Annotated in this window: 23 protein-coding genes; 11 read left to right on the top strand and 12 right to left on the bottom strand. The window is 63.1% G+C overall.

The window, feature by feature from the left end:
- Positions 1 to 10: 10 nt before the first annotated feature.
- Entirely contained in the window at positions 11 to 646 is a 636-nt protein-coding gene (locus ACFWEM_RS20275; RefSeq protein ID WP_378536397.1) for a TetR/AcrR family transcriptional regulator, read from the bottom strand.
- Positions 647 to 796: 150 nt separating this feature from the next.
- On the opposite strand from ACFWEM_RS20275, the gene ACFWEM_RS20270 reads away from it, so the two are divergent.
- On the top strand, positions 797 to 2173 hold the full coding sequence (locus ACFWEM_RS20270) for a M20/M25/M40 family metallo-hydrolase (RefSeq protein ID WP_378536395.1): 1377 nt from the start codon (positions 797 to 799) through the stop codon (positions 2171 to 2173).
- On the top strand, positions 2170 to 3732 hold the full coding sequence (locus ACFWEM_RS20265) for a YfcC family protein (RefSeq protein ID WP_378536393.1): 1563 nt from the start codon (positions 2170 to 2172) through the stop codon (positions 3730 to 3732). Before ACFWEM_RS20270 ends, ACFWEM_RS20265 begins: the two co-directional genes overlap by 4 nt.
- Before the next feature lies 1 nt (position 3733).
- On the opposite strand, the gene ACFWEM_RS20260 is transcribed toward ACFWEM_RS20265, so the two are convergent.
- Positions 3734 to 4321 (bottom strand): DinB family protein, encoded by a 588-nt coding sequence (locus ACFWEM_RS20260; RefSeq protein ID WP_378445433.1) that lies wholly within the window; start codon positions 4319 to 4321, stop codon positions 3734 to 3736.
- 28 nt (positions 4322 to 4349) lie between these two features.
- On the opposite strand from ACFWEM_RS20260, the gene ACFWEM_RS20255 reads away from it, so the two are divergent.
- From ACFWEM_RS20255 to ACFWEM_RS20240, 4 genes are all read left to right on the top strand, one after another.
- On the top strand, positions 4350 to 5585 hold the full coding sequence (locus tag ACFWEM_RS20255; protein WP_378536391.1) for a hypothetical protein: 1236 nt from the start codon (positions 4350 to 4352) through the stop codon (positions 5583 to 5585).
- Positions 5586 to 5653: 68 nt separating this feature from the next.
- A complete protein-coding gene (locus tag ACFWEM_RS20250; protein WP_378536389.1) occupies positions 5654 to 7300 on the top strand; it encodes an MFS transporter in 1647 nt (548 codons plus the stop codon).
- A 3-nt stretch (positions 7301 to 7303) separates the two neighbouring features.
- Positions 7304 to 7741: a DUF6325 family protein gene (locus ACFWEM_RS20245; RefSeq protein WP_378536387.1), complete on the top strand. Its 438-nt coding sequence runs from the start codon at positions 7304 to 7306 to the stop codon at positions 7739 to 7741.
- Positions 7738 to 8022 (top strand): SHOCT domain-containing protein, encoded by a 285-nt coding sequence (locus ACFWEM_RS20240; protein WP_378536385.1) that lies wholly within the window; start codon positions 7738 to 7740, stop codon positions 8020 to 8022. Before ACFWEM_RS20245 ends, ACFWEM_RS20240 begins: the two co-directional genes overlap by 4 nt.
- A gap of 1 nt (position 8023) precedes the next feature.
- On the opposite strand, the gene ACFWEM_RS20235 is transcribed toward ACFWEM_RS20240, so the two are convergent.
- From ACFWEM_RS20235 to ACFWEM_RS20215, 5 genes are all read right to left on the bottom strand, one after another.
- Positions 8024 to 8707 carry a SagB family peptide dehydrogenase gene (locus ACFWEM_RS20235; RefSeq protein ID WP_378536383.1) on the bottom strand — a complete coding sequence of 228 codons (684 nt, stop codon included), beginning with the start codon at positions 8705 to 8707 and terminating at the stop codon, positions 8024 to 8026.
- Positions 8704 to 9684 (bottom strand): ABC transporter substrate-binding protein, encoded by a 981-nt coding sequence (locus tag ACFWEM_RS20230; protein WP_378536381.1) that lies wholly within the window; start codon positions 9682 to 9684, stop codon positions 8704 to 8706. Before ACFWEM_RS20230 ends, ACFWEM_RS20235 begins: the two co-directional genes overlap by 4 nt.
- On the bottom strand, positions 9681 to 10475 hold the full coding sequence (locus ACFWEM_RS20225) for an ABC transporter ATP-binding protein (RefSeq protein WP_378536379.1): 795 nt from the start codon (positions 10473 to 10475) through the stop codon (positions 9681 to 9683). Before ACFWEM_RS20225 ends, ACFWEM_RS20230 begins: the two co-directional genes overlap by 4 nt.
- Positions 10472 to 11539, bottom strand: a complete 1068-nt coding sequence (locus tag ACFWEM_RS20220) for a FecCD family ABC transporter permease (RefSeq protein WP_378536377.1) — start codon at positions 11537 to 11539, stop codon at positions 10472 to 10474. The genes ACFWEM_RS20225 and ACFWEM_RS20220 overlap by 4 nt, the downstream gene beginning before the upstream one ends.
- Before the next feature lie 84 nt (positions 11540 to 11623).
- On the bottom strand, positions 11624 to 12883 hold the full coding sequence (locus ACFWEM_RS20215; RefSeq protein ID WP_378536375.1) for an MFS transporter: 1260 nt from the start codon (positions 12881 to 12883) through the stop codon (positions 11624 to 11626).
- 92 nt (positions 12884 to 12975) lie between these two features.
- Here ACFWEM_RS20215 and ACFWEM_RS20210 point away from each other — a divergent pair, with 92 nt between their 5' ends.
- From ACFWEM_RS20210 to ACFWEM_RS20190, 5 genes are all read left to right on the top strand, one after another.
- A complete protein-coding gene (locus ACFWEM_RS20210) occupies positions 12976 to 13164 on the top strand; it encodes a streptamidine-related RiPP repeat protein (protein ID WP_378536373.1) in 189 nt (62 codons plus the stop codon).
- 94 nt (positions 13165 to 13258) lie between these two features.
- Positions 13259 to 14071 (top strand): hypothetical protein, encoded by an 813-nt coding sequence (locus ACFWEM_RS20205; RefSeq protein WP_378536371.1) that lies wholly within the window; start codon positions 13259 to 13261, stop codon positions 14069 to 14071.
- Between the two features lie 11 nt (positions 14072 to 14082).
- Positions 14083 to 15498, top strand: coding sequence for a CocE/NonD family hydrolase (locus ACFWEM_RS20200; protein WP_378536369.1), 1416 nt, complete (start codon positions 14083 to 14085; stop codon positions 15496 to 15498).
- The gene (locus ACFWEM_RS20195) at positions 15491 to 16831 is read left to right on the top strand and encodes a YcaO-like family protein (RefSeq protein WP_378536367.1); all 1341 of its coding nucleotides are present in this window, start codon (positions 15491 to 15493) and stop codon (positions 16829 to 16831) included. Before ACFWEM_RS20200 ends, ACFWEM_RS20195 begins: the two co-directional genes overlap by 8 nt.
- Positions 16832 to 16842: 11 nt before the next feature.
- Positions 16843 to 18120: a YcaO-like family protein gene (locus ACFWEM_RS20190; RefSeq protein WP_378536365.1), complete on the top strand. Its 1278-nt coding sequence runs from the start codon at positions 16843 to 16845 to the stop codon at positions 18118 to 18120.
- On the opposite strand, the gene ACFWEM_RS20185 is transcribed toward ACFWEM_RS20190, so the two are convergent.
- The 5 genes from ACFWEM_RS20185 to ACFWEM_RS20165 are packed head-to-tail and all read right to left on the bottom strand — an operon-like array spanning position 18067 to position 24228.
- Positions 18067 to 19149 carry a dipeptidase gene (locus tag ACFWEM_RS20185; RefSeq protein ID WP_378536363.1) on the bottom strand — a complete coding sequence of 361 codons (1083 nt, stop codon included), beginning with the start codon at positions 19147 to 19149 and terminating at the stop codon, positions 18067 to 18069. The genes ACFWEM_RS20190 and ACFWEM_RS20185 overlap by 54 nt on opposite strands.
- Complete coding sequence (locus tag ACFWEM_RS20180) at positions 19146 to 20777, bottom strand: dipeptide ABC transporter ATP-binding protein (protein ID WP_378536361.1); 1632 nt, start codon at positions 20775 to 20777, stop codon at positions 19146 to 19148. Before ACFWEM_RS20180 ends, ACFWEM_RS20185 begins: the two co-directional genes overlap by 4 nt.
- A complete protein-coding gene (locus ACFWEM_RS20175; protein WP_378536359.1) occupies positions 20774 to 21637 on the bottom strand; it encodes an ABC transporter permease in 864 nt (287 codons plus the stop codon). The genes ACFWEM_RS20180 and ACFWEM_RS20175 overlap by 4 nt, the downstream gene beginning before the upstream one ends.
- A gap of 4 nt (positions 21638 to 21641) precedes the next feature.
- Positions 21642 to 22604, bottom strand: coding sequence for an ABC transporter permease (locus ACFWEM_RS20170; RefSeq protein ID WP_378536357.1), 963 nt, complete (start codon positions 22602 to 22604; stop codon positions 21642 to 21644).
- Entirely contained in the window at positions 22585 to 24228 is a 1644-nt protein-coding gene (locus ACFWEM_RS20165) for an ABC transporter substrate-binding protein (RefSeq protein ID WP_378536355.1), read from the bottom strand. Before ACFWEM_RS20165 ends, ACFWEM_RS20170 begins: the two co-directional genes overlap by 20 nt.
- Between the last annotated feature and the right edge of the window lie 30 nt (positions 24229 to 24258).

Here is a 24258-nt window from a genome sequence, read left to right as displayed (position 1 = left end):
TAAAAGAAATCTATTTCGACTCTTCGAACCCGATCAACCGCTCGGACATCGTCGTCATATCTGCGATGAACTGGTTCTGCTCGTCAGCACTCGCTTTGCTCAATCGTGCTCCACCGGCCAATTGCGCGTCCGAGATCATCTGCACGAGCACCGGAGGCGAAACGCAGGGATCCACGTCGTGAACCTGTCGAATACGTTCGACGAAGCGCACGTATCGGCTCACGAGCTTTTCGCGGACCGCCGACCAACTGCGCTCGACCTCGGAATCCACCCGCGCCCGATGCTCGATGACCGCGAGTAGGTCCCCATAGGTGTACACGGCCGTGATGAACGCCGATGTGGTCGTTCTGAGAACTTCGCGTAGATCCTCGGCCGCTGGCCCCTCCATGTGCTGAGCGTCGAGAAACCTTCGACACATCATTTCGGCGACGGCGCGGAAGACCTCGTCCTTGGACGAGAAGTACGCGTAGAAGGTCGCCCGGGACACATCGGCCCTGGTCGTGATCGTCTCGACCGTCACCGCGTCGTATCCGAGTTCGCCGAAACAGAGCGCTGCGGTGTCGAGCAAGCCGGCACGGCGTGGACCGTCCCCGAGCTTGCGGGCTGTCCGCGCTCGCTCCTGCGTTTCGCTGGTGGTCACCGTCACAGTGTGTGTTGACGTTGACGTCAATGTCAAGAATCGCATCCCCGGCGACCGACTTCGGCTTTTTGTTCGGGTTGCCCTTTCACAGCCCATATATCGGGTGTAAGACTCTGCCTCTAATGCTTTTCGCCTTTTCCAGAAGGAGTCAGTTCCGTGCCGGAAGAATCCGCGTCACCCTCCTATTCCACGATCAAGGAAACAGTTGCCGGTTTGATGCCGACTCTGGAGTCGGAACTAGTCGAACTTGTTCGCATCCCGTCGATAGCGACCGAGGGTTTCCCCAGCGAACCCCTCTTCGAGGCTCACGTTCTGATCGTTTCTCTACTGGAAAAATCCGGAGTCACGAAGATAGAGAAACTCGAAATACCAGGTAAAACCGCGCCCGTCATCATTGCGACAGTTCCCGGCCCCGCCGGATCCCCGACGGTATTGATGTATTCGCATTACGACGTCGTTCCCGCCGACGACGTCGAACTCTGGGATTCTCCGCCTTTCGAACCGACCAAGCGTGACGGCGCGATTTACGGCCGCGGTACGGCAGATTCGAAGGCAAATGTCATCGGCATGATCGGTGCACTTCGAGTCTTCGACGGAAAGCCGCCGGTGACGGTCAAGCTCGTCATCGAGGGCCAGGAAGAATTCGGCAGCCCCTTCGACAACTATCCGCCGGAAGCCCCCGAATTGTTCGCGGCCGACGCAATGGTCATCGCCGACGTCGGCAGCGTTCGCCCCGGATCACCGACTCTGACCGTCGCACTGCGCGGATCCGCCCAGGTGATCGTCGAACTCACCACTCTCGGCGCCGACAAGCACAACGGCCTCTACGGCGGCGCTGCACCGGACGCCCGCCTCGCGATCATCCGCGCACTGGCGTCGCTGCACGACGACAACGGGGACGTGGCAGTCGACGGCCTCCTACGCGAACCGTGGACCGGTAGTTCGTACACCGAGGAAGAGTTCCGCACCCTCGCCGAGATCCGCGACGGACTCCCCCTGCTCGGAACCGGCGGCATCGGCGAACGCATCTGGTCGGGCCCGGCAATCACCGTGACCGGTATAGACGCTCCCCCGGTGGACGGTGCGGTCAACGCCGTTGCCAGCACAGCCCGCGCCGTGATCAATCTGCGCGTGCATCCGCGTCAGCCGGCGGTGGAGGCACAAGCTGCCCTGATACGGCATCTGGAAGCCCTGCGCCCCTTCGGGTTGCAACTGACCGTCACCGCGGGAGAAACCGGCGACGGATTCGCGGCAGCCGAAAGTGGACCGGCCTTCGACGCAGCGCTGTCGGCACTCTCGCAGTCGTGGGGTGAGCCGGCCGGGCTGATGGCAGGCGGCGGCTCGATCCCCCTCGTGATGGCTCTGGATACAGCAGTGCCCACCGCCGAGAAGCTGTTGTTCGGCGCCACCGACGGTTACGCGAACATCCACGGCCCCAACGAACGTGTACTGCTCGACGAGCTCGAGAAGGCCGTCGTCGCCAAAGCACTGTTCTTCCAGGAGTACGCCGACACCTTCGAGGGGAAGAAATGAGCACCGAGACCGATACGGGATCCGCGCAAACGCCGGCCAAGAAGAAGTTCGAGTTTCCCGGTGCGGTCACGATGCTCGCGATCGTCACCATTCTGGTCTGGTTTGCGGCACTGTTCATTCCGGCCGGACGCTTCGGCGTCGACGTGGACGGCTCACCCGTTCCCGGCAGCTTCGAAACAGTCACGTCTCCGCTCTCGTTCTGGGAACGAATCCAGCAACTGATCCTCTCCCCCGTGAACGGCCTGTACGGCGTACAGGATTCGATCACCGGGTTCGTCGACACCGACAACATCGGACGGCTCTTCGGTTCGGTCGGCGTTGTCCTCTTCATCATGGCGCTCGGTGCGTTCATCTCGGTCAGCTTTGCCACCCGCAGCCTGGAAACCGCTGTCTCCCAGCTGGCTACCAAGCTCAGCGACAAGGGCTGGTTGCTCATCACTGTCATCATGGTGCTGTTCTCGCTGCTCGGTTCGACGATGGGCTTCTCGGTCGAGACGTTCGGCTTCTACGCCCTGCTCATCCCGCTGATGACGGCACTGGGTTACGACCGCATGGTCGCGGCGACGATGATCATCCTCGGCGCTCTGGTCGGAAACATGGCGTCGACGGTCAACCCGTTCTCGATCGGCGTCGCCTCCGGTGAGGCAGGCGTCTCCATCGGTGACGGCATCGTGTTGCGAGTGATCCTGTGGATCGTATTGACCGCGGTAGCAGTGGTATTCGTTCTCCGCTACGCCGCGAAGGTGAAGAAGGACCCCACGAAGTCGCTCGTCGGTTTCGACATCGAGGACGACGAAGACGAAGAACCGGCCGAGCCGGTGGACATCGACGGCAAGCTCACCGGAACTCAGAAGCTGGTGCTGCTCATCACCGGGCTCACATTCGGATTGATGATCTTCTCCGTCATCCCGTGGTCGAGCATCTTCGGCGCCACGACCGGGCCGGCCGAGTACGACGCGTACCACGTCACCACCACCGAGCCTTACTGGTTCGAGTTGAACTGGTGGTTCCCGCAATTGGCGATGCTGTTCATCCTCGCCGCCGTTCTCGTCGGCGTGGTCGCGAAGATGGGTGAGAAGAAGATCGTCTCCCTGATCACGCGTGGAGCCGGCGACATGGTCGGCCCGGCGATCGTCATCCTGCTCGCTCGCGGTGTCTCGGTGATCATGACGAACACCGAAACCCTCGACACCATCCTCAATGCGATGGAGCAGTTGGTCAGCGGTGCTTCGGCGGGGGTCTTCGCGATCCTGGTGATGCTCGTCAACATCCCGCTGGCGTTCCTGATCCCGTCCAGTTCCGGTCACGCCACCCTGGCGATGCCGCTGCTCGCACCGCTGGGCGACTTCGCCGGAGTCAGCCGAGCACTCGTCATCACCGCCTTCCAAATGGGCCACGGCCTGATGCTGATGGTCGCCCCGACCAACGTCGTCGTCGTCGGCGGGCTGGCCATGGCGAAGGTGGGCTACGACAAGTTCCTGCGCTTCGTCTGGCCACTGCTACTGATCAACTTCGTGATCGTTGTCGTGGTGATCGGCGCGGCAGCGGTATTCGAATAGTTCAGGCGTGGTGGGCCTCGCGTGCCGCCGTCTCCAGACGGTCGTTGTACTCGGCCCACCACGCCTGATCACCGGGAGCCAGGTTGTTGTCGCCCGCCTTCATCCCAGCGGCGCCGTCGATCAGCTCCCGCACGATGTCCGCGTGGCCGGCGTGCCGATGGATCTCGGTGACAACGTGAACGAGAATCCGGTGCAGCGTGACGTCACGACGGTCCTCCGGCCAGTGCTTGACGAAACCAGGTGCATCCAGATCGTGCTCTTCGATCGTGGCGTCGGCGAAAGCCCACGTCCGGCGGTAGGTTTCGACGATATCGACACTGGACTCGTCGGCGCGGGCCCACATGTCGACGTTGAGTTCCTCCGAACGCAACCACGCGGGCAGATCGGGAACCCGGCGGCCGAACGTCGGGCCGAAATACCCGAGCTCGACGCCGATCATGTGTTTGACCAGACCCAGCAGGTTTGTCCCTGTCCGGGTCATCGGACGCCGAATGTCATACTCCGACAGCCCGTCGAGCTTCCACACGAGCGCGTCGCGCGCTGCCTGCAAGTACCGCTGGAGATCTTCCTTTTCCGAGTTGGTGGCCATGAACCAACCTAAACCGAGTGGAGTAAAAGTGACAGCGGTGGAGGATCTGACCGAGGTTGCCTCCCGGGCCGTCGCCGCCGAGCGTGACGCCAGGTCGGTGCGCTGGCACAACCCGGCAGCCGTCCGCAAGGCTGCCGCGTCCGTCCGTGATTCGCTCGACGACGAACGATCAGCGCTGAGCCGACCGTTTTACAGCGGGTTGTCGCCGTCACCGCACATGGCTCGCCAACTCGAACTGATCACGACATTGCAGCCGCCACTGCCCGCCGACGCCGGCATCAGCACCGCCGCGCAGGCCGAGGCCGACGCCGTCGCCGCGGTGACCACCGCACGGATAGCCTTGCGCGCCGCCCACCTTGCGGTTCTCGAAGCACGCGTCGCCGCTCTCGACGCCGGTGACACGGATACCGTCGCCGCTGCGATCCGTGGTTACGTCCCGCTGAATTCGGGCAACCCCGTCGTCCGGCATGTGCAGGATCTTGGCTCCCGGATCCGTGAGGAAGCACGGCACGTCGTGAGTGGTAAGCCTCGGTCGATCGCTTTTCGGCTGGGGCTGAGCCTCGGAATGGGCTTGGCGTACCTGGCATTCATTCGCCTCTTCCAGTGGGACGCCAAGGAAGATCGACTGCCTTACCTTGCGCTGTATGCACTCTCGGGTGTGGTCGGAAGCGTCGTGTGCACCAATGCGCTCAGCTTCGACGCCGGCCGCGTGCGCGCTGCGCTGTCCGGTGGAACGAGGCTCTGGCACGTGCTCGTCGCCAAGAACGCGGTGATGCTGCTCCTCGTCGGCAGCGCCGGGTTCCTGCTCAGCGTCATCCTCGCGTGGCGATCCGGAAGCAGTACAGATCTGGTCAAGGCCTGCGGCCAGGTGCTGACCATGATCCTGCTCTGGTTGGGAGTCGCCAACGTGATGTCGGTGAGCCTGCCGCTGCGGGCCGAACCGATGACGGCACGGCGCCACGACGGCACGTGGAAGCAGTTCCTGCTGTCCTTCGTCATCTCGTACGGTGTCGGACTGATCGTCAATCTGATGCTCTACTGGCGAGTCTGGGCCAAGACGACGCTGCTCGAGCAGATGGGCGGGCCGTGGATTCCGGTCCTCTTGCTCCTCGCGAGCGCGGCGGCGACCTGGCTGTTGCTGACCGTCCTGGCGGTACTGCTGGCCGACCAACCACGCTTCCGACGCGCCCTGCAACGGGAGATGGTGGTCTACCGCGAAGAAACCAACCGCCCGCAGGCGACCATTCAGCACAATTCCGGCTAATGTAACCGTGCGTGGCTGATCCGGGCACGTCGCGAGTACACGCAGTGTCGAGGAAGGCGTGACCCATCATGTCCGTAAAGCCTGGCGCGGCCGCCACAACGGCCGCCGTGAGCACCGCCTCCTGGCTACCACTCATCGTGGTGGTCCTCACCCAGATTCAAGCGTCGTTCGCCGTCAATGCTCTGACCGTCTCGATGGCCGGCATCACCACCGATCTCGACACGCCCGCAACAAGTGTCGGCACCGCGATCACCGCGGGCACCTTCGCCATGGCGGCCTTCATTCTGCTGGGAGCCAAGATCGGCGCCCGCTACGGAACGCGTTTGGTCTTCCAGATTGCCGTCGCGATTCACGGCCTCGCGATGGCCGCGGTCGCCCTGAGTCAGAGCCCGGCCATGCTGTTCGTGGCGCAAGCTGCGTCCGGCGCTGTGATCGCTCTCATTGCTCCCGCGTTGACGGTCTTCATCGCCACCAACTTCAGCGGCGATCAGCAGGCAAAGGCCATCGGTTACCTGGCAGCAGCAATCCCCGCAGCCGGTGTGCTGGCGCTGCTGATCGCCGGTTCCTTCGCGACGACGATCGGGTGGCGCTACTCGTTCGCCCTCGTCGTGGCTCTCGCTGTGGTCAACCTGATCCTGAGCTTCCGGGTCAAACCTGTTCCCCCGCAAAAGGACATCACCATCGACTGGGCCGGCGCCGCCATTGCTGCCGTTGCCGTCATCCTGCTCAGCTTCGGTTTCAGCGGCCTCAACTCGTGGGGCGTCATCCTCGCCACCGACGCTGCGCCGTTCTCGGTCATCGGTGTTTCACCCGCGGCCATCCTGATCGTCCTCGGCGCCATCTGCGCGCAGGGCTTCTTCCAGTGGACGCGAAACCGCAAGGCTCAGAACAAGCCTCAGCTCTTCAACCTAGACGTTCTCAAGACCGGCGCCGAGCGCGCCACCACGATCTGCATGGCCACGATGATGTTCGTCGGAACCGCGGCCAACTTCCTCATCCCGCTGTACATGCAGATCATCCAGGGCCGCAGCAGCTTGCAGACGTCGTTCTCGATCATCCCGTACACACTCTCGATCTTCATCGCGAGCACCGTCGTCGCACGTCTCTACAAGACGTACTCCCCGCGTCTGATCGCACGAACCGGGTTTGTCGTCGTGGCCGCCGGACTCATTCTGTTGGCCTTCACCATCCGCGGCGATTGGCATCAGATCTTTGTCGTCATCGGCCTGATCACACTCGGCCTCGGACAGGGCGCCATCGTCGCATTGGTGTTCAACACCCTCCTCACCGCAGCTCCCAAGGAACTCGCCGGTGACGTCGGCGCCTGGCGAGGACTGGTACACAACATGTCCGGCAGCGTCGGCATCGCGGTGGCCAGCGTGTTCGCCGTCGGAATACTCGGTTCCCTCGTCAGCTCGCAGCTGATCGACAACCCCACCATCCCGGCGTCACTCAAGGTCGAGTCCGGGATCAACCTCGATCAGGTCAACTTCGTCCCCAACGATCAACTCGTCGTGACGCTCGAAAACACCTCGGCAACACAGGCACAGATCGACGAAGCCATCCGGATCAACACCGAAGCACGCCTGCGTGCGCTGCGGACCTCGCTACTCGTCCTCGCCGGACTCTCCCTGCTCGCCATCATTCCCGCCGGCCGCATGCCCAACGAAGTACCTGCTCTGGAAGAACCGAAACTCACGAAGGGCAAGAAGTAACCGATGTCCAACCAAGACCAGTTCGGCCCGATCGAATACGTAGCCGTCGAGTTTCCAGGCGGTGCAACGACTTCGGCAGGATTCGAGCAGCTGCTCACTCTCGTCGACACCGGCGTGATCCGCATCCTCGACCTCGAGTTCGTCACCAAAGCCGCCGACGGATCGGTATCCGTCGTACCGGCGTCGACCTTCGAACTCGCAGATTTCGATCTGGCGCAGTTCGACGGCGCCGCCTCCGGACTGCTCGACGCCGGCGACATCGCCGCCGTTGGTGACGAGTTGGCCGCCGGAAGTGTTGCCGCCGTGCTCGTTTACGAGGAACTGGCGATACTGCCGGTGATCGACGCCTGGACCCGCAGCGGCGCAAAGATTGTCACCGAAGGTCACCTGACCTTGGACGAACTTGCTGTTGCACTCGACAATACGGAGAAGGACGCATGAGTTTCTTGAGGCGAGCCGGCCGGGTAGCCGTCGCAAGCTCCATTCACGGCAATGTTCAGCGCCGTCAGCGCACGCGTTGGGCGGCCGAAGATCAGGCCCGCGCAGCACACGCCCAGCCGGTGCCACCGATTCCCGATCTACCACCCCTGCCGCCGCAGGCAGCTCCGTCAGCATCGATGGACTTAAAGCTCGAACAGCTCACTAAGCTGGGCGAACTCAAGAATGCGGGAGTGTTGACCGAGGCCGAGTTCGAGATCCAGAAGGCGCGTATCCTCGCCTGAACTAGCTGGGCCGCCCCAATGCAAAAGCCATGACGGGAAGCTGCGTCGTCGCGAGATTCAACAGAGATGCCACGCGCCCATCCGTGAATCCCGCGATGGCGCAGCCCGCAAGTCCCATTGCCTCGGTCACGAGGTACAGATTCTGAACCAGCACACCGGCATCCACGTGCATCGTGCGGTAGTGCCGCATCGCGTACTTCTCGAGCGGAGCTTCGACGTCGGCGACCACAAACAGAAGAACCGGGAACAGGTCGACAAACTCGGGCTGGAGAAGGCTCGCTCGAAGGTGCTCTCGCACTTCGCCTAGCCGGACAGCTTCGGCGCGGCCCTGGGCGTACCGGTACACCCCGACTCCGAGCGGATCACAGGGCCGGGTGAGACCCATCAACACCGTTACTTCGCGCATCCCGCCCGCCGTCGGGCTGCTGACAAGACTGTGGTGCAACACGTTTGACAGCTCGCCTGCTCGGAGTGCCGTCTGTGCGGGGTCGTAGCGGCTCCGTCGTGCCTGCAAGACGTCCGCGAACCCGCGGGCCGGCAGTGACGTCGGGGCCGGCAGTTCCACGAATTCACACGTCACCGGCGGCAATGCGTCCGCGTCGAACGGTAGCTCCGACGAACTCACCGTCCGGTCCATCGCAGCATGCAGCGATACGACGGCCTCGATCCGCTCGAGTGCGGTCACGAACCCGGGTGCAGCAGGCGAGACACCTCGCCAGCCCCGTCGATCGAGACCAACTCGCCGGCAAACCACGCCTCCGGAACGGCAAAGATCGCATTCGACGCCGCGGCCGGGGTCCCGGCAAACACCGTGCGCGCAGCCTCGAGCGTGGATTCCCGCGTCGACTCGGTGGAGTAGACGACGAGGATTGCCTTCGGCGACTTCGCGAGCACCGATTCGGTGGCTACCTGACCGAAGTACTTTCCGTCGGGAAGGTCGTTCTCGAAAAGATTGCTTCCCCCGGCAGCCTCGAGCACACTGCTGTAGAGGCCCCTGGCCAGAGCATAGGACTGTCCCTCCGAAACCTGAACCATCACAGTGGGAATCGGCTCTTTCCCGGCGACAGATGCCTCGGTTGCTGCGAGCGACTTCTTGCCGTCTGCCAGGAGAGTTGCTGCCTTGTCACGTGTTCCCGTCAGGGTACCGAGACCGTCGATGTCGGACCAGACGTCGTCGATCCGCCCCTCGGTGACTGCCTTGTGGCAATACCCGCTGTTCACGAAGATCGGGATGCCGAGGTCGCGCAATTCGTCCATGCTCTGCAATCGGTCACCGTCGAACCAGTACTCGCCGTCCGAGACGATCAGATCTGGACGGGCGTCGAGCAGTGCTTCTTTCGCGGGAACTCCGGTGCTCAGTACCGGCACGGCGGCGAACTGTTGCGCGAGATCGGGGCTCGGCGGTGAGAGGTCGGTATTCGACTGTCCGACAATGCGGTCGGCAGCACCGAGCTGAATGAGAAGCTCCGTCATCGACGGATACAGCGAGACTATCCTTTCGGCAGTCTTGGGCAACGCGATGTCGCGATCACAATTGGTGACGGTGATCTTCTCGGACGAGGCTGCCGCCGAATCGGCAGTGGAGTCCCCGCACGCGGTCAGTACGGCGGTGGTGGCCACGGCCGAGCAGAACAGCGCGGCAGTACGTATCGAGGTTTTCAAGAGACTGCTTCTTTCGTAGGTAGGAGAGGAGGGGCGAACGAGAGCAAGGGGCGCCCGGTCAACGGATGAGTGCCGAGATGCACCTGAACCCCGAAGACTTCGGACAGCAGATCCTCGGTCAGGACCTCGGCGGTCGGTCCCGATGCGACAACTGCACCCTCTGAAAGCAGGCACACGTAGTCGCAGTACGCAGCGGCCAGCGCAAGTTCGTGAATCGCAACAACCGTCGTGGTGCCGAGTTCAGTGACCAGTTCCATCAATTCGAGCTGAGCACGGATGTCGAGGTGGTTGGTGGGCTCGTCCAGGACCAGCACCGACGGCTGCTGAGCGATCGCCCTGGCCAACATCACACGCTGCTTCTCACCGCCGGACAGCTCGGCGAAGAGTCGTGATCCAAAGCCCTGCATGCCGGTTCGCACCAGTGCTGCGCTGACGATGTCTCGGTCGATCTCACCGAGTCGAGAAAACGCGCTGTGATGCGGCGTCCGACCCGTTGCAACAACCTCTCGGACGCTGAACGAGAAGTCGGATGAATGCTCCTGCCCCACAACACCGATGATGCGTGCCGCCGAGCGGGGCGAGAGATCTTCCCACACGTTCACCTCGTCCACCTTCACGATTCCGCTTTGAGGCTTCATCGAGCGATACAACGCGCGCAGGAGAGAGGACTTTCCACTGCCGTTCGGCCCGACGAGCCCGACCACACTTCCCTCCGGCGCTTTCAGGTCTACACCCGAAACCACCAGGCGTCCGCCCCGAACGACGTGAATTCCGCTGGCCGACAATCTCATGACTGCGCACCGCCGTCCCGTCGAAGCAACCAGAGGAAGAACGGGGCGCCCAATCCGGCGGTGATGATCCCGAGCGGTAATTCGTTGGGCGCATCCAACATTCGAGCCGCTAGATCGACGATCACCAGGAAGGTGGCACCAACCAGCGCGGTCGCGGGGAGCAGCTTGCCGTGATCGGATCCGACCAGAAGTCGTACGGCGTGCGGCACGAGCAATCCCACGAAACCGATTCCGCCGGCAACGGATACGACAACCGCGGTCAGCAACGACGCGATCACCAGCAGTAGCAACCTGGTCCGGCGCACGTCCACGCCTACCGATTGCGCACTCTCGTCGCCCATAGCCAGCGCGTTGAGTTGGCGCGATTGTGTCAACAGCACCGCCGCACACACGGTGATAACCGCAGCGGGCACACCGAGATCCGACCAACTTGCCCCGCTCACCGAACCCAGCAACCAGAAGAGCACTCCCGAAAGCTGGCTCGGATCGGCGCGCAACTGCACAAAACTTGTTGCAGCCGAGAGCAGATAGCCGATGGCAACTCCGGCCAGGACCATGCGCAGCGGGACCAGCATTCCCTCCCTCCTACCGAGGACGAGAACCGCGATCAGGGAGACCATGGCCCCCAGGAAGGCTGCCACCGGGACACCGATCGACAGGCCGGCGCCGATGCCGGTCGTCATGATCAGTACTGCACCGAAGGATGCTCCGGAACCCACGCCCAGAATGTATGGATCGGCAATCGGGTTGCGCACCAACGCTTGCAGCACGGCGCCGGCCAGCGACAGCCCGGCGCCCGCCAATGCCGCAATCAGAATCCGCGGTACCCGCAATCCCCACACGATCCGATCGAGCAACGGGTCGACCGGCGGACCACCGACGTGCGCGTACAGCACCGCGAATACGTCGGCAAAGGAGACCGACGCGGCACCCGACCACACCGCGACGGTGGAGACCGCGACAAGCACAACCGTCGTGGCCAACAGAAACGGGACGTACCCGCGCTCGCCGACGGGATGTGCACGCGACGGCACTCGTGGTGCTGCCTCGCTGGTCAGCGTCATCGCACTCCTGAGTAGGTGGGGTTCGCAGTCATGAACAGGTGGATCTAACCATAACGACAGTCGTTTTCATTAATAGTCACATGCTCATCTGTGCGGGTAAGGGTCGGTCCGCAGCGCACTCGCCCACGCGAAGAGCGCCCCGACCAGCGCAAAGATGCACGCAACGAGGTAGGCGGTGCCGATGTCCCAGCGTCCTGCGATTGCCCCGGCAATCAGGGCGCCGACCGGTGAACCACCCCAGGCGACCATCCTCGCCGTGGTGTTCACCCGGCCCTGAAGACGATCCGGAGTCAGACGCTGACGTGCACCGATGCCATTGAGGATGGTGACGGTCGCACAGCCGGAGTAGACAGCGAGCGCCGTGATCGCGGCGGCGGTGTTGCCGGTAGTCGCAACGACGAACAGCATCACCGGGGCGATGGTCAGCGCACCGATCGTGATCGCCCCCACCGGCCACCGCGCCGGCAGCCGCGGAAGCGCGAGGGCGCCGACCACTCCACCCACGGAGACAGCCGTCCACACGGCGCCGATCATCGGACTCGACGTCGAAATCCCCAGCCTTTCGGACGCGTACACCACCAGGAGCGCCGTAACAGCACCCTGCGTCAGCGAATTCACGAAGCCGACGCCGGTCAAGGCTCGCAGAAGTGGCATCTGCCAAAGGAAGCTGAGGCCCTCGCGTATGTCCCGCGCAATTCCAGGTTCCGACCTCTGCGCCGCAGCAGGGGCAACCGAGAACGAGGCTCCGATCGACGCCATGGCCAGTCCGGCCAATACGTAGGCCAGCGCATCAGCGCCCAATGCGTAGGCCGGGCCGATCGAGGCCACAAGCACTCCCGCGATCGCCGGAAACGCAACATCGATCAACGTGCTGGAGGTCCACAGCGCACTGTTGGCGGCCGGTATCGCGCGCCTTCCGACAAGCGCGGGCAGCGCTCCGAAAGCGGCGGCGTCGAACCACACGAAACACGTTCCGATGCACATCGATACGCCGACGGCATGCCAAGCAGTCAATACGCCCAGTGCCTGCGCCGCCGGAATACTCGCCAAGGCAAGAGCAGCAACGGCCTGCGCACACAAGATGACCGTCCGCCGGTTGACTCGGTCTGCCACGGCGCCGGCGAACAAGCCGAACACGAGGTACGGCAGAACCGTACCCGCAGCCGCGAGCGAGGTGAGAAACGGAGACCGACTGATGTCGAACACCAGAATCGGCATGGCCACGCCGGTGACCGCCGCACCGGCCACGGCAATGGTACGAGCCGTGAAGAACAATCGAAACGATCTGTCCCGAAACACATGTGGTTGCGCTTCGGCGGATCCCGTCGTCGGGGTCTCGCTCATGTATGCACTCTCTTGTACCTGTTGCTCTCCGTCGCGATCTTTCGTACGGTGGCATCGTAATGGAAATGGTTTCCATTACGGAAGGGATGACAATGAGCAACATTTCGTTCGACAGCGTCTCCAACTCGGCTCAGGCCAATGCACTCCAGGGCGTCGGCACCAATGCCCTCGTCGACAACCCGTTCACCTTCGAGCCGGTTGCCGAGGCGACGTCCGCAGACGCACTGCAGGGTGTGGGCACCAACGCACTCGTCGACAACCCGTTCAGCTTCCAGAGCTGAAACTTTCCCTGATCCAGACTGTTTCGACAGTCTGATCTGCCGATGACCCCGCCCGCATCCGACTCGTCGGGTGCGGGCACCGACAAGGAGATCCGTGTACGCCCTCGCCGACGGACACCAGCTGTATCCGACACCGGACGGCACTTGGCATTACCTGACACCCGACGAGAACGCAGTCACGATCGGTGCACCTGTCGAAGATCTCGCAGAACTCGACAACTTCCTCCGGCGGTCGAGTTCGCTGCTCGGTGCCGGCGCGAGCGAGATCGCCGACGCTCTCGTCGCTCGCGGCGTGCTGGTTGTTCCAGGCGAAGTGCTGGAGCTTCCGGGTCCACAGCGTGTGCTGATGGACGGGATCGGCCCCGTAGCCGATGCCTGCATCGCTCTGCTCTCCAAGGTTCTTCCGGATCTCGAAGTCGTATCCATTACTGCGCCTTGCGAAAACGATGTGGCATCGTCGGACCTCGTATTCTCGATTGCCGACGCTCCTCCGCACGACGAGTGGTCGGAACTCGATACCTGGTGCCGCCGAAACCAAACACCGTGGCAACGCGTCCATACGGAATTGGGTGAGATCTGCATCGGGCCCTTCTTCGACGGTATCGACAGCGCAAGCTACCGGGACGTCTGCGGTCGACGGCTTGCCGCGTCGCGTGTCCCGGAGCATCTGCAGGCGCTGTGGAATCACCTCGCCGGCAGCGACCCTCGCCCGCTTGAACTTTCACCCACCGCAGCCGCAATGGCCAGTGCGCTTGCATGTTCGGACGTCGTGGCTGGTGCGCATGGCGCACCGCCATCACACCTTCACCACCAGATCCGGATGAATCCGCGAACCCTCATGATGACTCGCCATCCCGTGCTACCACTGCCAGGCGGCGTGCTCGAACCCTCGCCGACGCTCCGGTGATCTCACTCGGCGTGAAGATCCCAGCGGCAGACGGTTCTTCGCTGGCTACGGATGTGCTTCTCCCACCAGAGTCTTCACCTCGGGGGCTGATCGTGATCCGCACCCCGTACGGGCGCGGGTGGCATCTGGCCGAGGGAATCGAATGGCGATCGCGAGGAATTGCCTTCATCTGTCAGGACGTACGCGGACGACACGATTCCGCCGGTTCTTGGGAACCGTACGTCCACGAGCGCGAGGACGGCGCCGCCCTCGCCGAGTGGCTGCAGGATCAGCCGTGGACTCCGAAGTGCGTCATCGCAAGCGGGGCTTCATACGCGGCAGGAACTGCCTGGGCGTTTGCCGCCGAGACCAACAGCGCCGATCGACCATTTCGCGTTGGCGGCGTCGTCTCCAAAGTGCCGACCATCGGAAGCGATCGCGTCAAACGTGATCCCTCGGGGATACTTCTCCTCGCCGAGCATCTGGCGTGGTGGGGCGAGCACGGAGATTCGGCTTCCTCTCGTGAGGGTTTCATCCCTGCTCTGATGCGTTCGGATTCAGCTTTGCTGGAACATCTCCCGGTGCAGTCGATGATCGAGAAAGTCGGCCTCACTTCCGATTCACCAGGTTGGTGGACGCCGATCAGCCGGGCTCGTGAACGCGAACCGTACGGCAGCGACGATCTCGTCTCCGCAGGCGAATTGTCCGAGCTCGATGTTGCCGGTCTGCACATCGGCGGCTGGGACGATGCGATGATTCGGGAGACGCTGCGACACTTCGCATCCGTGGGGCGCGGGCCACAAAGTTTGATCGTGGGCCCCTGGGCGCATGATCTCCGCCCCGGCATGGTCGGCGAGACAAGTTTCGGGCGCCTTCAGGTCGAGTGGATGGAATCGGTATTCTCGGCGCGGCCCCTGACCGTCAATCGGGTGTTCGACCGAGGCGCGGGCAATTGGTCGATCGCGCCGTATGTGACGGGTGCGAACTGCGTTCGTCTCGAACCAGATCCGAGGACGGCGCCCTTCAGCTTCACGCACCACGTGGAAGAGGGCCGAAACGACTGTGTTGTCTGGACTTTCGACATGGAGATCGAGTGTGTGCTGTCCGGAGCACCTTCGGTGGAGCTGAAAGTGCACTCGCCCGAGTGCGAAGCCGATTGGATCGTCGAGCTGAGCGTCGTAGATGCCGCTGGAGTCACCAGGTCGATCGCACGCGGCGCGGGCGTCAGCCTTCGATCCGGCACGCTGACCATCGATCTCGATCCTGTGCTCCACACCGTGCACCCCGGTGACGTTCTGTCCTTGCAGATCGCCGGCTCGGACTTCCCCCGCCTCGCACGCAATCTGGGAGACGGCGATCGCTATCGAGAGACACGCAGTCTTGCACTGCACCAATCATTTTCCGGGTCGCTGGCCCTGCCGATGTTCGGAGGAACCGACCGTGGATGACTTGCTGGTCGACGCTCGGAGCGGCGTACTGACCTCACTGGAACCACACATTCGCTCGGACATGCCGACGGGCTGGGTCGGGTGGGCCGCGAGGGTGGCCGACACCCGTAACTTCGGCGGGAGCGGTTCACTGTTTCGCGCCGACCCCTACGGATTCGGGGCTTCGATACGCGACGACGCCTCAGCCCGCGGGGCGGCAACCGGTGAGGCCGTCGAAAGATATTGCGGCAACGTGGTCCCCGAAGATCTGGTCCGCAGCAGTGCATCAGCGCTGGAACTGGCCGGCTCACGGGTCGCCGATCCGGCTAAATTTGCGTTGTACAGCGAGGACCAGTACCGCCTTCCCGGATTCCCCTTTGTTCCCTTCACCTCTGATCTGAACATTCGCTGGGCGTTGGGTCACACCATGGACGAAAAGGTGCCCACCTACGTGCCTGCGGCCCTGACCTATCTCGGGTACTACGCGGGCACCCGTCGCGGCGAATCACCAATCGCGTCATTGCAGTACGCCGGAATTGCCGCGGGACCTTCCCGCGCCGAAGCCGAGATGTCAGCTCTGCTGGAGCTTCTCGAACGCGATGCCACCGCGCTGTGGTGGTGCGGGGACCGGTCACAGCCGGCAATCGAACTTTCCGACTGGGAGCGGTTGCCCGCGCACCGCCAGCTCGGGGATCTGGAGAGCGAGACCCGGAGCGTTCGAGTGCTGTTGCTTCCCTCCCCCTTCGGCGTTCCCGTCGCCGCAGTCTGGATCCGGGATGATCGACGTGGACTGGTCGCGCTGGGCACGGCTTGTCGACCAACGGTGGAAGCTGCGGTGTCGAAGGCTCTTGTCGAGGCGTACGCCGTACTGGCCATCACGATCGACCTCGCCGACCCCGACGGACCGACCTGGCGCAGCGTGGCGGACGGAACCCTGCCGGCGCACCTGTACAAACCCTTTCGAGCCGACCGTCGTTACCGAGACGAGTTCGATCCGCAATGGAAGGACGTCGTCGATCTGCCGACCGTCGCCCAGCTGTATCTTGATCCCACGATGGCGCTAGCCGCAGAGGAACATCTCTTCGACTACACCGAAACACGCTCGGTATCAGAGATTCCCGACAAGGCGCCGCTGAATCTGGCTTCCCTGGTGGCGCTTCTGACATCTCGAGGGCACCGGCCGATTTCCGTCGATCTCACCACCCGCGACATCTCGATTGCCGGGTTGCACGTCGTCCGTGTCCTGACACCCGGCCTGTACAACAATGCCCCGGCAGCCTTTCCCCTTCTTGGAGGTAGCAGATTGACCAGCGCATCGACCACCCGCCTACACCTGCCGGTCCCCCTCGCATGAGGTCTTCGCTCGTGGATCGCCGGACCGGGATCATTCGAGAGTTCGTCGACGCCGTTGTTCCCCAGCACTTTCCACCCGAGTTCAAGCTGATTCACTCGTATGTCTGCGATTCGGCACGCTTCTCACCCTGGTCCAGTGACTCGGCCGGTGCCGGATACTGTTTCGACCTCGGCAACCGTGCTCGACCCACTGCTGCCGCGATAGGCGAAGCGGTGGAACGATATTGCGGTAACATCGTCGCCAAACCGATCGTCCGCGGGTCCGCTACCGCGTTGATCGGAGCAAGCATCGACCTTTCTCAGCTCGCGCGTTTCGACGCCACCCAGTACGCGCGGCCGGCGTTCCCGTTTGTCGAACCAACCGAGAATCTCGAGATGGACTGGACTCGCGGAATCGACCTGACCACGGATTCGGATGTCTGGGTACCGGCCGAACTCGTCTGGGGTTCGTATCCGCACTACGTCGCCCGGACCGGATCCGCGATCTCGCCGGTGGCTCAGGCGGGTCTTGCTGCCGGGCCCTCGGTGAAGTTCGCCATCCACAATGCCTTGCGCGAGATAGTCGAACGAGACGCGATGACGCTGTCCTGGACCGGGCGGCGTGGTGTTCGGATTGTCACCGGCATGCCCGAGGCGCTTCGTCGGCTGGGGAATCACGACAGCCTCTCGACCAGATGGCTGGCATTCGACAGCGATTTCGGGATCCCCGTCCTGGGCGCCCTGGTTTGCGACCGACTGACCGGATACTCGACCATGGGTACCGCTTGCCACGAAGACGCCCAGACCGCTGCGTTCAAGTCACTCGGCGAAGCGCTTCAGCTGCAACTCCTTTCCGCCGACTACGACGACCCGAACAGCGGTATCGGCCGGGCCGCGGCCTCCCCGACCAGCCCGCTTGCGCCGTGGCGGTCGGACCGCCGCTATGCGGAGGTCTACCGATCGGACTTTGCCGACGTCATGGATTACGGGTGCCACTTGCAGCTCCACCTGGACCCGGAGATCCAACAACGATTCGAGAGTGAACTGGCAGATGCCGTCGTCGGCGAGGTGGAACTCGACTCTCTGACCTCACACACGGACGCCGAAAGCGCACTGACTACAGCTGGTTTCAGGCCGGCATGGGTCGATCTCACCACAACTGATGTTCTCCGCGCCGGCCTGCACGTCGTCCGCGTCGTCGTACCCGGTTGTCTCACCAATGCGGCCGCCGGATTGCCGTTTCTCGGCTCGTCCCGACTAGTAGACAGTCTTGCCGGACGAGCGGCTCGCACCATCCCGTTGCCGCACTGACGCGTCGGCCTCGTCGAGTACCCGAAGTATGTTCGCTCCGTTAAGTTTGACCAGTTCGTCTACGGTCCACCCGCGGTGAACCAGTTCGTCGAGCAGGCGCGGATATCCCGACACGTCTTCGAGGCCGTCCACGAGGGCAGGGTAGCCGTCGTAGTCGCCGCCCAACCCGATGTGGTCGATCCCGACGACCTTGCGGGCGTACTCGATGTGATCGGCAACCTCGATGATCCCGGCGGGGGGCGACGTTCCCTCTCTTCCGCCGTCGAACCAGCGAGCGTACTCGGCGGAGACAAATGTCGGCACGAAGGTGAGCATGAGGACACCACCATTGCCGGGCAGTCTGCGCAGTACGTCGTCGGGAACGTTACGAGGATGATCTGTGACTCCGCGAACCCCCGAGTGCGAGAAGATCACCGGTGCGGTCGAGACGTCCAGGGCGGCGTGCATGGTTTCAGGTGAGGTGTGCGAGAGGTCGACAAGCACGCCGGCGGCGTTGAGTTCGCGAATGAAATTGCGGCCGAGTTCGTTCAGACCATGATGGCGTGGGTTGTCGGTTCCCGAATCGGCCCACGCGGTGTTCGAGTTGTGAGTCAGGGTCACGTATCTGACGCCAAGTTCGGCGAAGATCCGAAGGATCGCCGGCGAACTTCCGAGTGAGTAGCCTCCCTCGATGCCGAGCAGCGAGGCAATCTTGCCGTCGGCGATCGCGCTGCGGACCTGCGCGGAGGTTCGGGCAAGCACGAACGCATTCGGGTAGCGCGCGACGAGACGGTGGACGAAATCGATCTGCTCGAACGTCGCTTGGACCGCTTCGGCTTCACTGGTGTTCGACGGAACGAACAGCGACCAGAACTGCGCGCCGACGCCGCCTGCCCGCAGACGGGGAATGTCCGTGTGCAGATCGGGAACTCCGGTGTCCAACCCTTCCACCGAATAGTCCCGCTTGTACTTCGACGCGATCGGAAGATCGTTGTGCCCGTCCACGATCGGCTGAATGGAAAGTGCTTGTTCGGTGACGGTCTCTGTCATCGTGCTACCGCTTCCAGGCTGGGGATGGAATCGAGAAGTTCTCGGGTGTACGGGTGGGTGGGTCGGGCGAAGATGTCGTCCGCCGATCCGCTTTCGACTATTCGACCGTCCTTCATGACATGAACGTGGTCGCTGATATGGCTGATGACGCCGAGATCGTGGGAGATGAACAACAGCGCGAGCTTTCGGGTGGAGCGCAGTTCCAGGAGTAGGTCGAGAACTTGCGCCTGGATCGAGACGTCGAGGGCAGAGACGGGTTCGTCGCAGATCAGGATCTCCGGATCGGTGGCGAGTGCCCGTGCGATGGCAACGCGTTGACGTTGACCGCCCGAGAGTTGGCGCGGATACCGGCTCAGATGTGCGGTCTCCAAGCCGACCTGCTCGAGTAATTCGACGGTCCGGCCCCGGTGATCGCCGTCGACACCGGACTCGGTCAACGCACGAGAGATCAGGCGCGCCACGTCGAACCGTGGATCGAACGAGCCGAGGGGATCCTGCGAGATGGGTTGAATCCGGCGGCGGTGCGGACGACGATCCTTCTCTCGGACAGCACCGGACGAGGAGTTCCAGAGCGTTCCATCCAGGGAAACTTTTCCGGAATCCGGAACAAGAAGCCCTAGGGCGATTCGGGAGACGGTGGTCTTGCCCGACCCAGATTCGCCGACAATGCCGACGACCTCGCCGCGCCTCAACGTCAGCGACACGTCGTCGACCGCTGTCCTGGTCTCACCGCGGCGACCGTGAAAGATCTTGCTCACTCCCGAGACGCTCAGCACCGGTTCGGCAGAGAGATCTTCGCGTGTGAACGCCCCGCTGCCGGTGAGGCGTCGACCACGCGTGTGAGAGCTGGGACTGGCCGCGAGCAAGGTCCGGGTGTAGGGGTGCGCAGGTGCCGTCAAGATCTGTCGTGACGGCCCCTGCTCGACGATCCGCCCGTGTTGCATGACGGCAATCCGATCAGCCAGTGCCGCCACCACGGCGAGGTCGTGGCTGATGAGCAGTAGTGCCGTACCTTCTTGTCGCAGGCGGTCCAGAAGTGTGAGGATGCGCGCCTGAACTGTGACGTCGAGGGCTGTCGTCGGTTCGTCGGCAATCAGAACCTTCGGCCTCGCGGCCAGCGCCGATGCGATGAGTGCGCGCTGCCGGAGGCCACCGGACAGTTCGTGTGGGGACGACGACATGCGAGAAGCAGCATCGGGAATGCCGACACCGGACAGCAGTTCCACTGCGGCATCGACACGTTCGTGCCGGGGGTGGGTGCGGTGGATCGACATGGGTTCGATCACCTCACGGCCGACGGTGCGAAGTGGATCCAACGAGACCAGCGCATCCTGTAGAACGAGGCCGATCTTCCTGCCACGCAACGCTTTGAACTGTTTGTCTCCGTACCGCGAGACGTCGTCGCCGTCGATCGTGAACTTGTCGGCACTGACCCGGGCGTCGCTGCCGACCAGGCCCAACAGAGAGCGTCCGGTGACGGATTTTCCGGAACCGGACTCGCCGACGAGAGCCAGGCATTCACCGGCCGCGATATGGAAGTCGATGCCGGCAACTGCGGTCACTTCAGGGTTGTCGTGCCTCGCAGGAAAGGTCACCTGCAGATTCGTGACGGAGACTATGTCGTTCACGCGAGTCCTCGTTCGGCCAGGCGTCGCTGCGCGCGACGACCCAGAGTTGTTATGGAGACCACGGTCAGCACGACCGCGAGACCGGGAAACAGGGATGCCCACCAGGCCAGCCGTAAGAACTCTCGGCCCTGGGCGAGCATGACACCCCACTCGGCGTCGGGCGGTCTGACTCCCAGACCGAGGAAGCTGAGCGACGCGACCGAGATGATGGCCGTTCCGACGCTGATGGTGGCAACTGCGACGAGGGGAAGCAGTGCGTTGGGCAGAATGTGCAGGCCGACGATCCGGCGACGGGGGGTGCCCAGTGCTACGGCCGATTCCACGTATCCCGAAGCGGCGATCGGAAGTGTCTGAGCACGAATAACTCTCGCGAAACGCGGCACCATGCCCAGTGCAACCGCGATCAGTGTGTTGCGCGGGCCCGGCCCGAGGACGGCGATGACGAGCAGGGTCAGGAGCAGATCGGGAAATGCCATCGTGATGTCCACCATTCGTAGCAGACCGGCTCGCACCCAGCGTGGTCCGAGCACCGCCGATATTCCGACGAGAGTGCCGAGTAGCACCGCGACAGCGGTGGCACCCAGTCCGATGAGCAACGAGAACCGGGCGCCGTGCACGACTCTGGAGAAGATGTCGCGGCCCAGGTTGTCGGTACCGAACCAGTGCGCCGATCCCGGTCCGGCAAAGGGCGCGGCCGGGTTGGTGGCGTTCGGATCGACACCGGTGAGCAGTGACGGTGCCGCGACCGCCACGAGAGCGATCGCAGTAAAGAGCAGAGCGAGCGTCGTACCGAGGCTCGGGCCCTGCTTGTTTCGGAAGACGAACGACGGACGCCGCAGTACAGCGGTGAGAGTGGCCACGGAATCAGCCCTTTCGCAGGCGCGGATCGATTACCACGTACAACAGATCGAGAAGCGTGTTGACCACGATGAACACGAGTGCAGAGAGGACAACGATCCCCAACACGACCGGCATGTCCTTCGCTCCGATCGCCTGGAGTGTGACACGTCCCAGACCTGGTCGTGCGAAGACGGTTTCGGTCAGCACGGCACCACCCAGCGTCGCCCCGACGAAATAGGCGGCGAGGGTGGTGGCGGGCAGCAGAGCGTGCCGGAAGGCGTGTCTGAGCAAGACCGTGGCACGGGAGGCCCCGCGAGCGCGGGAAGTCACGACAAACGGCTGCGCAAGTGCATCCTCCACCCCGTCCCGGAGAACTTGCGACAACAAACCGGCGATGGGCAGAGCCAGAGTGATGATCGGCAGAACGAGAGAGATGTCGGTCTTGGCGCTCGAGGCCGGGAACCAGCCGAGGGCGAAAGCGAAGATCCAGAGCAGGAGAATACCGATCCAGAACGTGGGCACCGACACGGACAGCAACTCGAACCCCGACGCGACAGTCCGCAGACGCGGTCGGCCGGCGGTCAGTAATGCGAGCGCCGAGGCGATCACGATTGCAAGCACGACGGCCGGTGCAGCGAGCGTGACAGTAGGCCAGAGTTGTTCTCCCAGAACCTCCGTCACCGGCCTTTGCAGCTGGTACGAGTTTCCGAGGTCGCCGGTGAACACCCGCTTCAGATAGGTGAGGTACTGGACGACGATCGGCCGGTCCAGTCCATACGAGACGCGAATTGCTTCGCGGTCGCTCGGACGGACCACCGAATCGCCGCCGAGAATGATGTTCACCGGATCACCCTTGATGGTGTGCAGAGCGATGAAGGTGAGAGTGCCCGCGCCCCACACCACCAGAACCGCGGCACCGATCTTGGCGACGATCAGCCGCGACAGGGTTGCCGCGCGTCGACGCTGCTCAGTTGGTGAGGAAAGCATCGTAGAAGAGCGGTGAGGCGTTGGTGGCAAACGAGATTCCGTGAATATTGTTGTTCGTGCCGAGGCGGTACGCCTGGACGTAGACGGGAACGACGTACGCCGAGTCGATGACGTGATGCTGAATCGACGAGTAGATCGCCTCGCGCTCCGGGCCGTTGGGAACGGAAGCGGCCCGGGTGAGATTGGCGTCGAGTTCCGGGTCGACGGCGCGTGCATATGCACCACCGTTCGGCGGTACGTATGCGCTGGAGAAGACGGTGCGGAGGATATCGGGTTCCGGTCGCACGAAGAACAATGCTGCCGCCTCGTAGTCACCCTTCGCCGCACGATCGGACAGCGTTCCGGTGTCCACGGGCTCGATGACCAAGTCGAATCCCACATCCTTCTTGACCTGATCCTGGAAAGCCTCGAGCAGGGGCGCGTTCTCGGCGAAGTAGCTGGACGAATCGTAGGGGAATCGGATGCTCAGACGTTTACCGTCCTTGGTCCGGTACCCGTCGGAATCGCGTGATGTCCAACCTGCTTCGTCGAGAAGCGAATTCGCCTTGTCGACGTCGTATCCCCAGTTGCCGGCGACGGTAGCGTCGTAGTACGGCGTCTTCGGTCCGAGGATGTTGTCGGCAGGTCGCAACTGGTCGAAGTAGACGCTCTTGACCAGGTCGGTGGAGTTGAGCGAACTCTGGAAAGCCTGTCGCACACGAATATCCGTGAACGGTGCGGCTTGGGTGTTGAGGAAGATGCTGTAGTTGATACCTGGGTTCTCGTACTTGATCAGACGGAGGTTCGGATCCTTGTCCACTTGCGGCGCATTCGCCGACGGAACGGCCGCGATGGCATCGACCTCGCCGTTCTCCAGAGAGCCGAGACGCGTGGCGTTTTCGGGCAAGATGCGGAAATTCAGCTTCTCCAAATAGGCTGCACCTTGATGTTTGGCGTATCCGGGGCCCCAGTTGTAGTCGTCTCGGCGATTCAACTCGAATCCCACGCCCTTGGTGTAGTTGCCCAAGGTGAAGGCCCCCGACCCGACCAGAGTGGTGCAGTTCGCGTTGTCGGTCGAGCGCAGATGCGTCGGCGACTGAATGCCGAGGAACGGCAGTGAAGCACCCTGCAGGAACGACGGGTACGGCGCGGTGAACGCCACGCTGACTGTATTCGCGTCTACCACCGTAACCGTATCGAGCGGTCCGAGAAGCGATCTGGCGTACGCCGACTTGGTCGCCGGGTTGGAAACACGATCGAAGTTGAATTTCACGGCCTCCGCGTCGACCGGAGTTCCGTCGGAGAACGTGACGCCGTCACGCAGGGTGAAGGTGTACAGCTTCGCGTCCTCGGATTCGGTCCAGGAACTGGCCAACCACGGTGTGAACTCGTTGTTCTCGCCGTGCGCGACGAGGGAATCCACCACGTTTCGTGAGACCAGCGCCGCCACGGAGCTGCCGGTTTGTTGCGGATCGACGCAATCGACGTCGGAGTTGAGACCGAACGTGGACGTGCCGCCTGAAACCGGCGTCGCATTCTCGTCGAACGGCGTGCTGTCTGCCTTGGACGAGCAGGAGGTCAACAGTATCGCGAAGGTAACCGCCACAGCTCCGGTCGCACCAACGCGTCGAAGAACACGAGTCAAGGTATTCGCTCTCTACAAAGGGCTCTTTCA

It is taken from the genome of Rhodococcus sp. NPDC060176 (genome assembly GCF_042728675.1).
GTDB lineage: Bacteria > Actinomycetota > Actinomycetes > Mycobacteriales > Mycobacteriaceae > Rhodococcus_F.
This window is presented reverse-complemented; position numbering and strand designations above follow the sequence as displayed.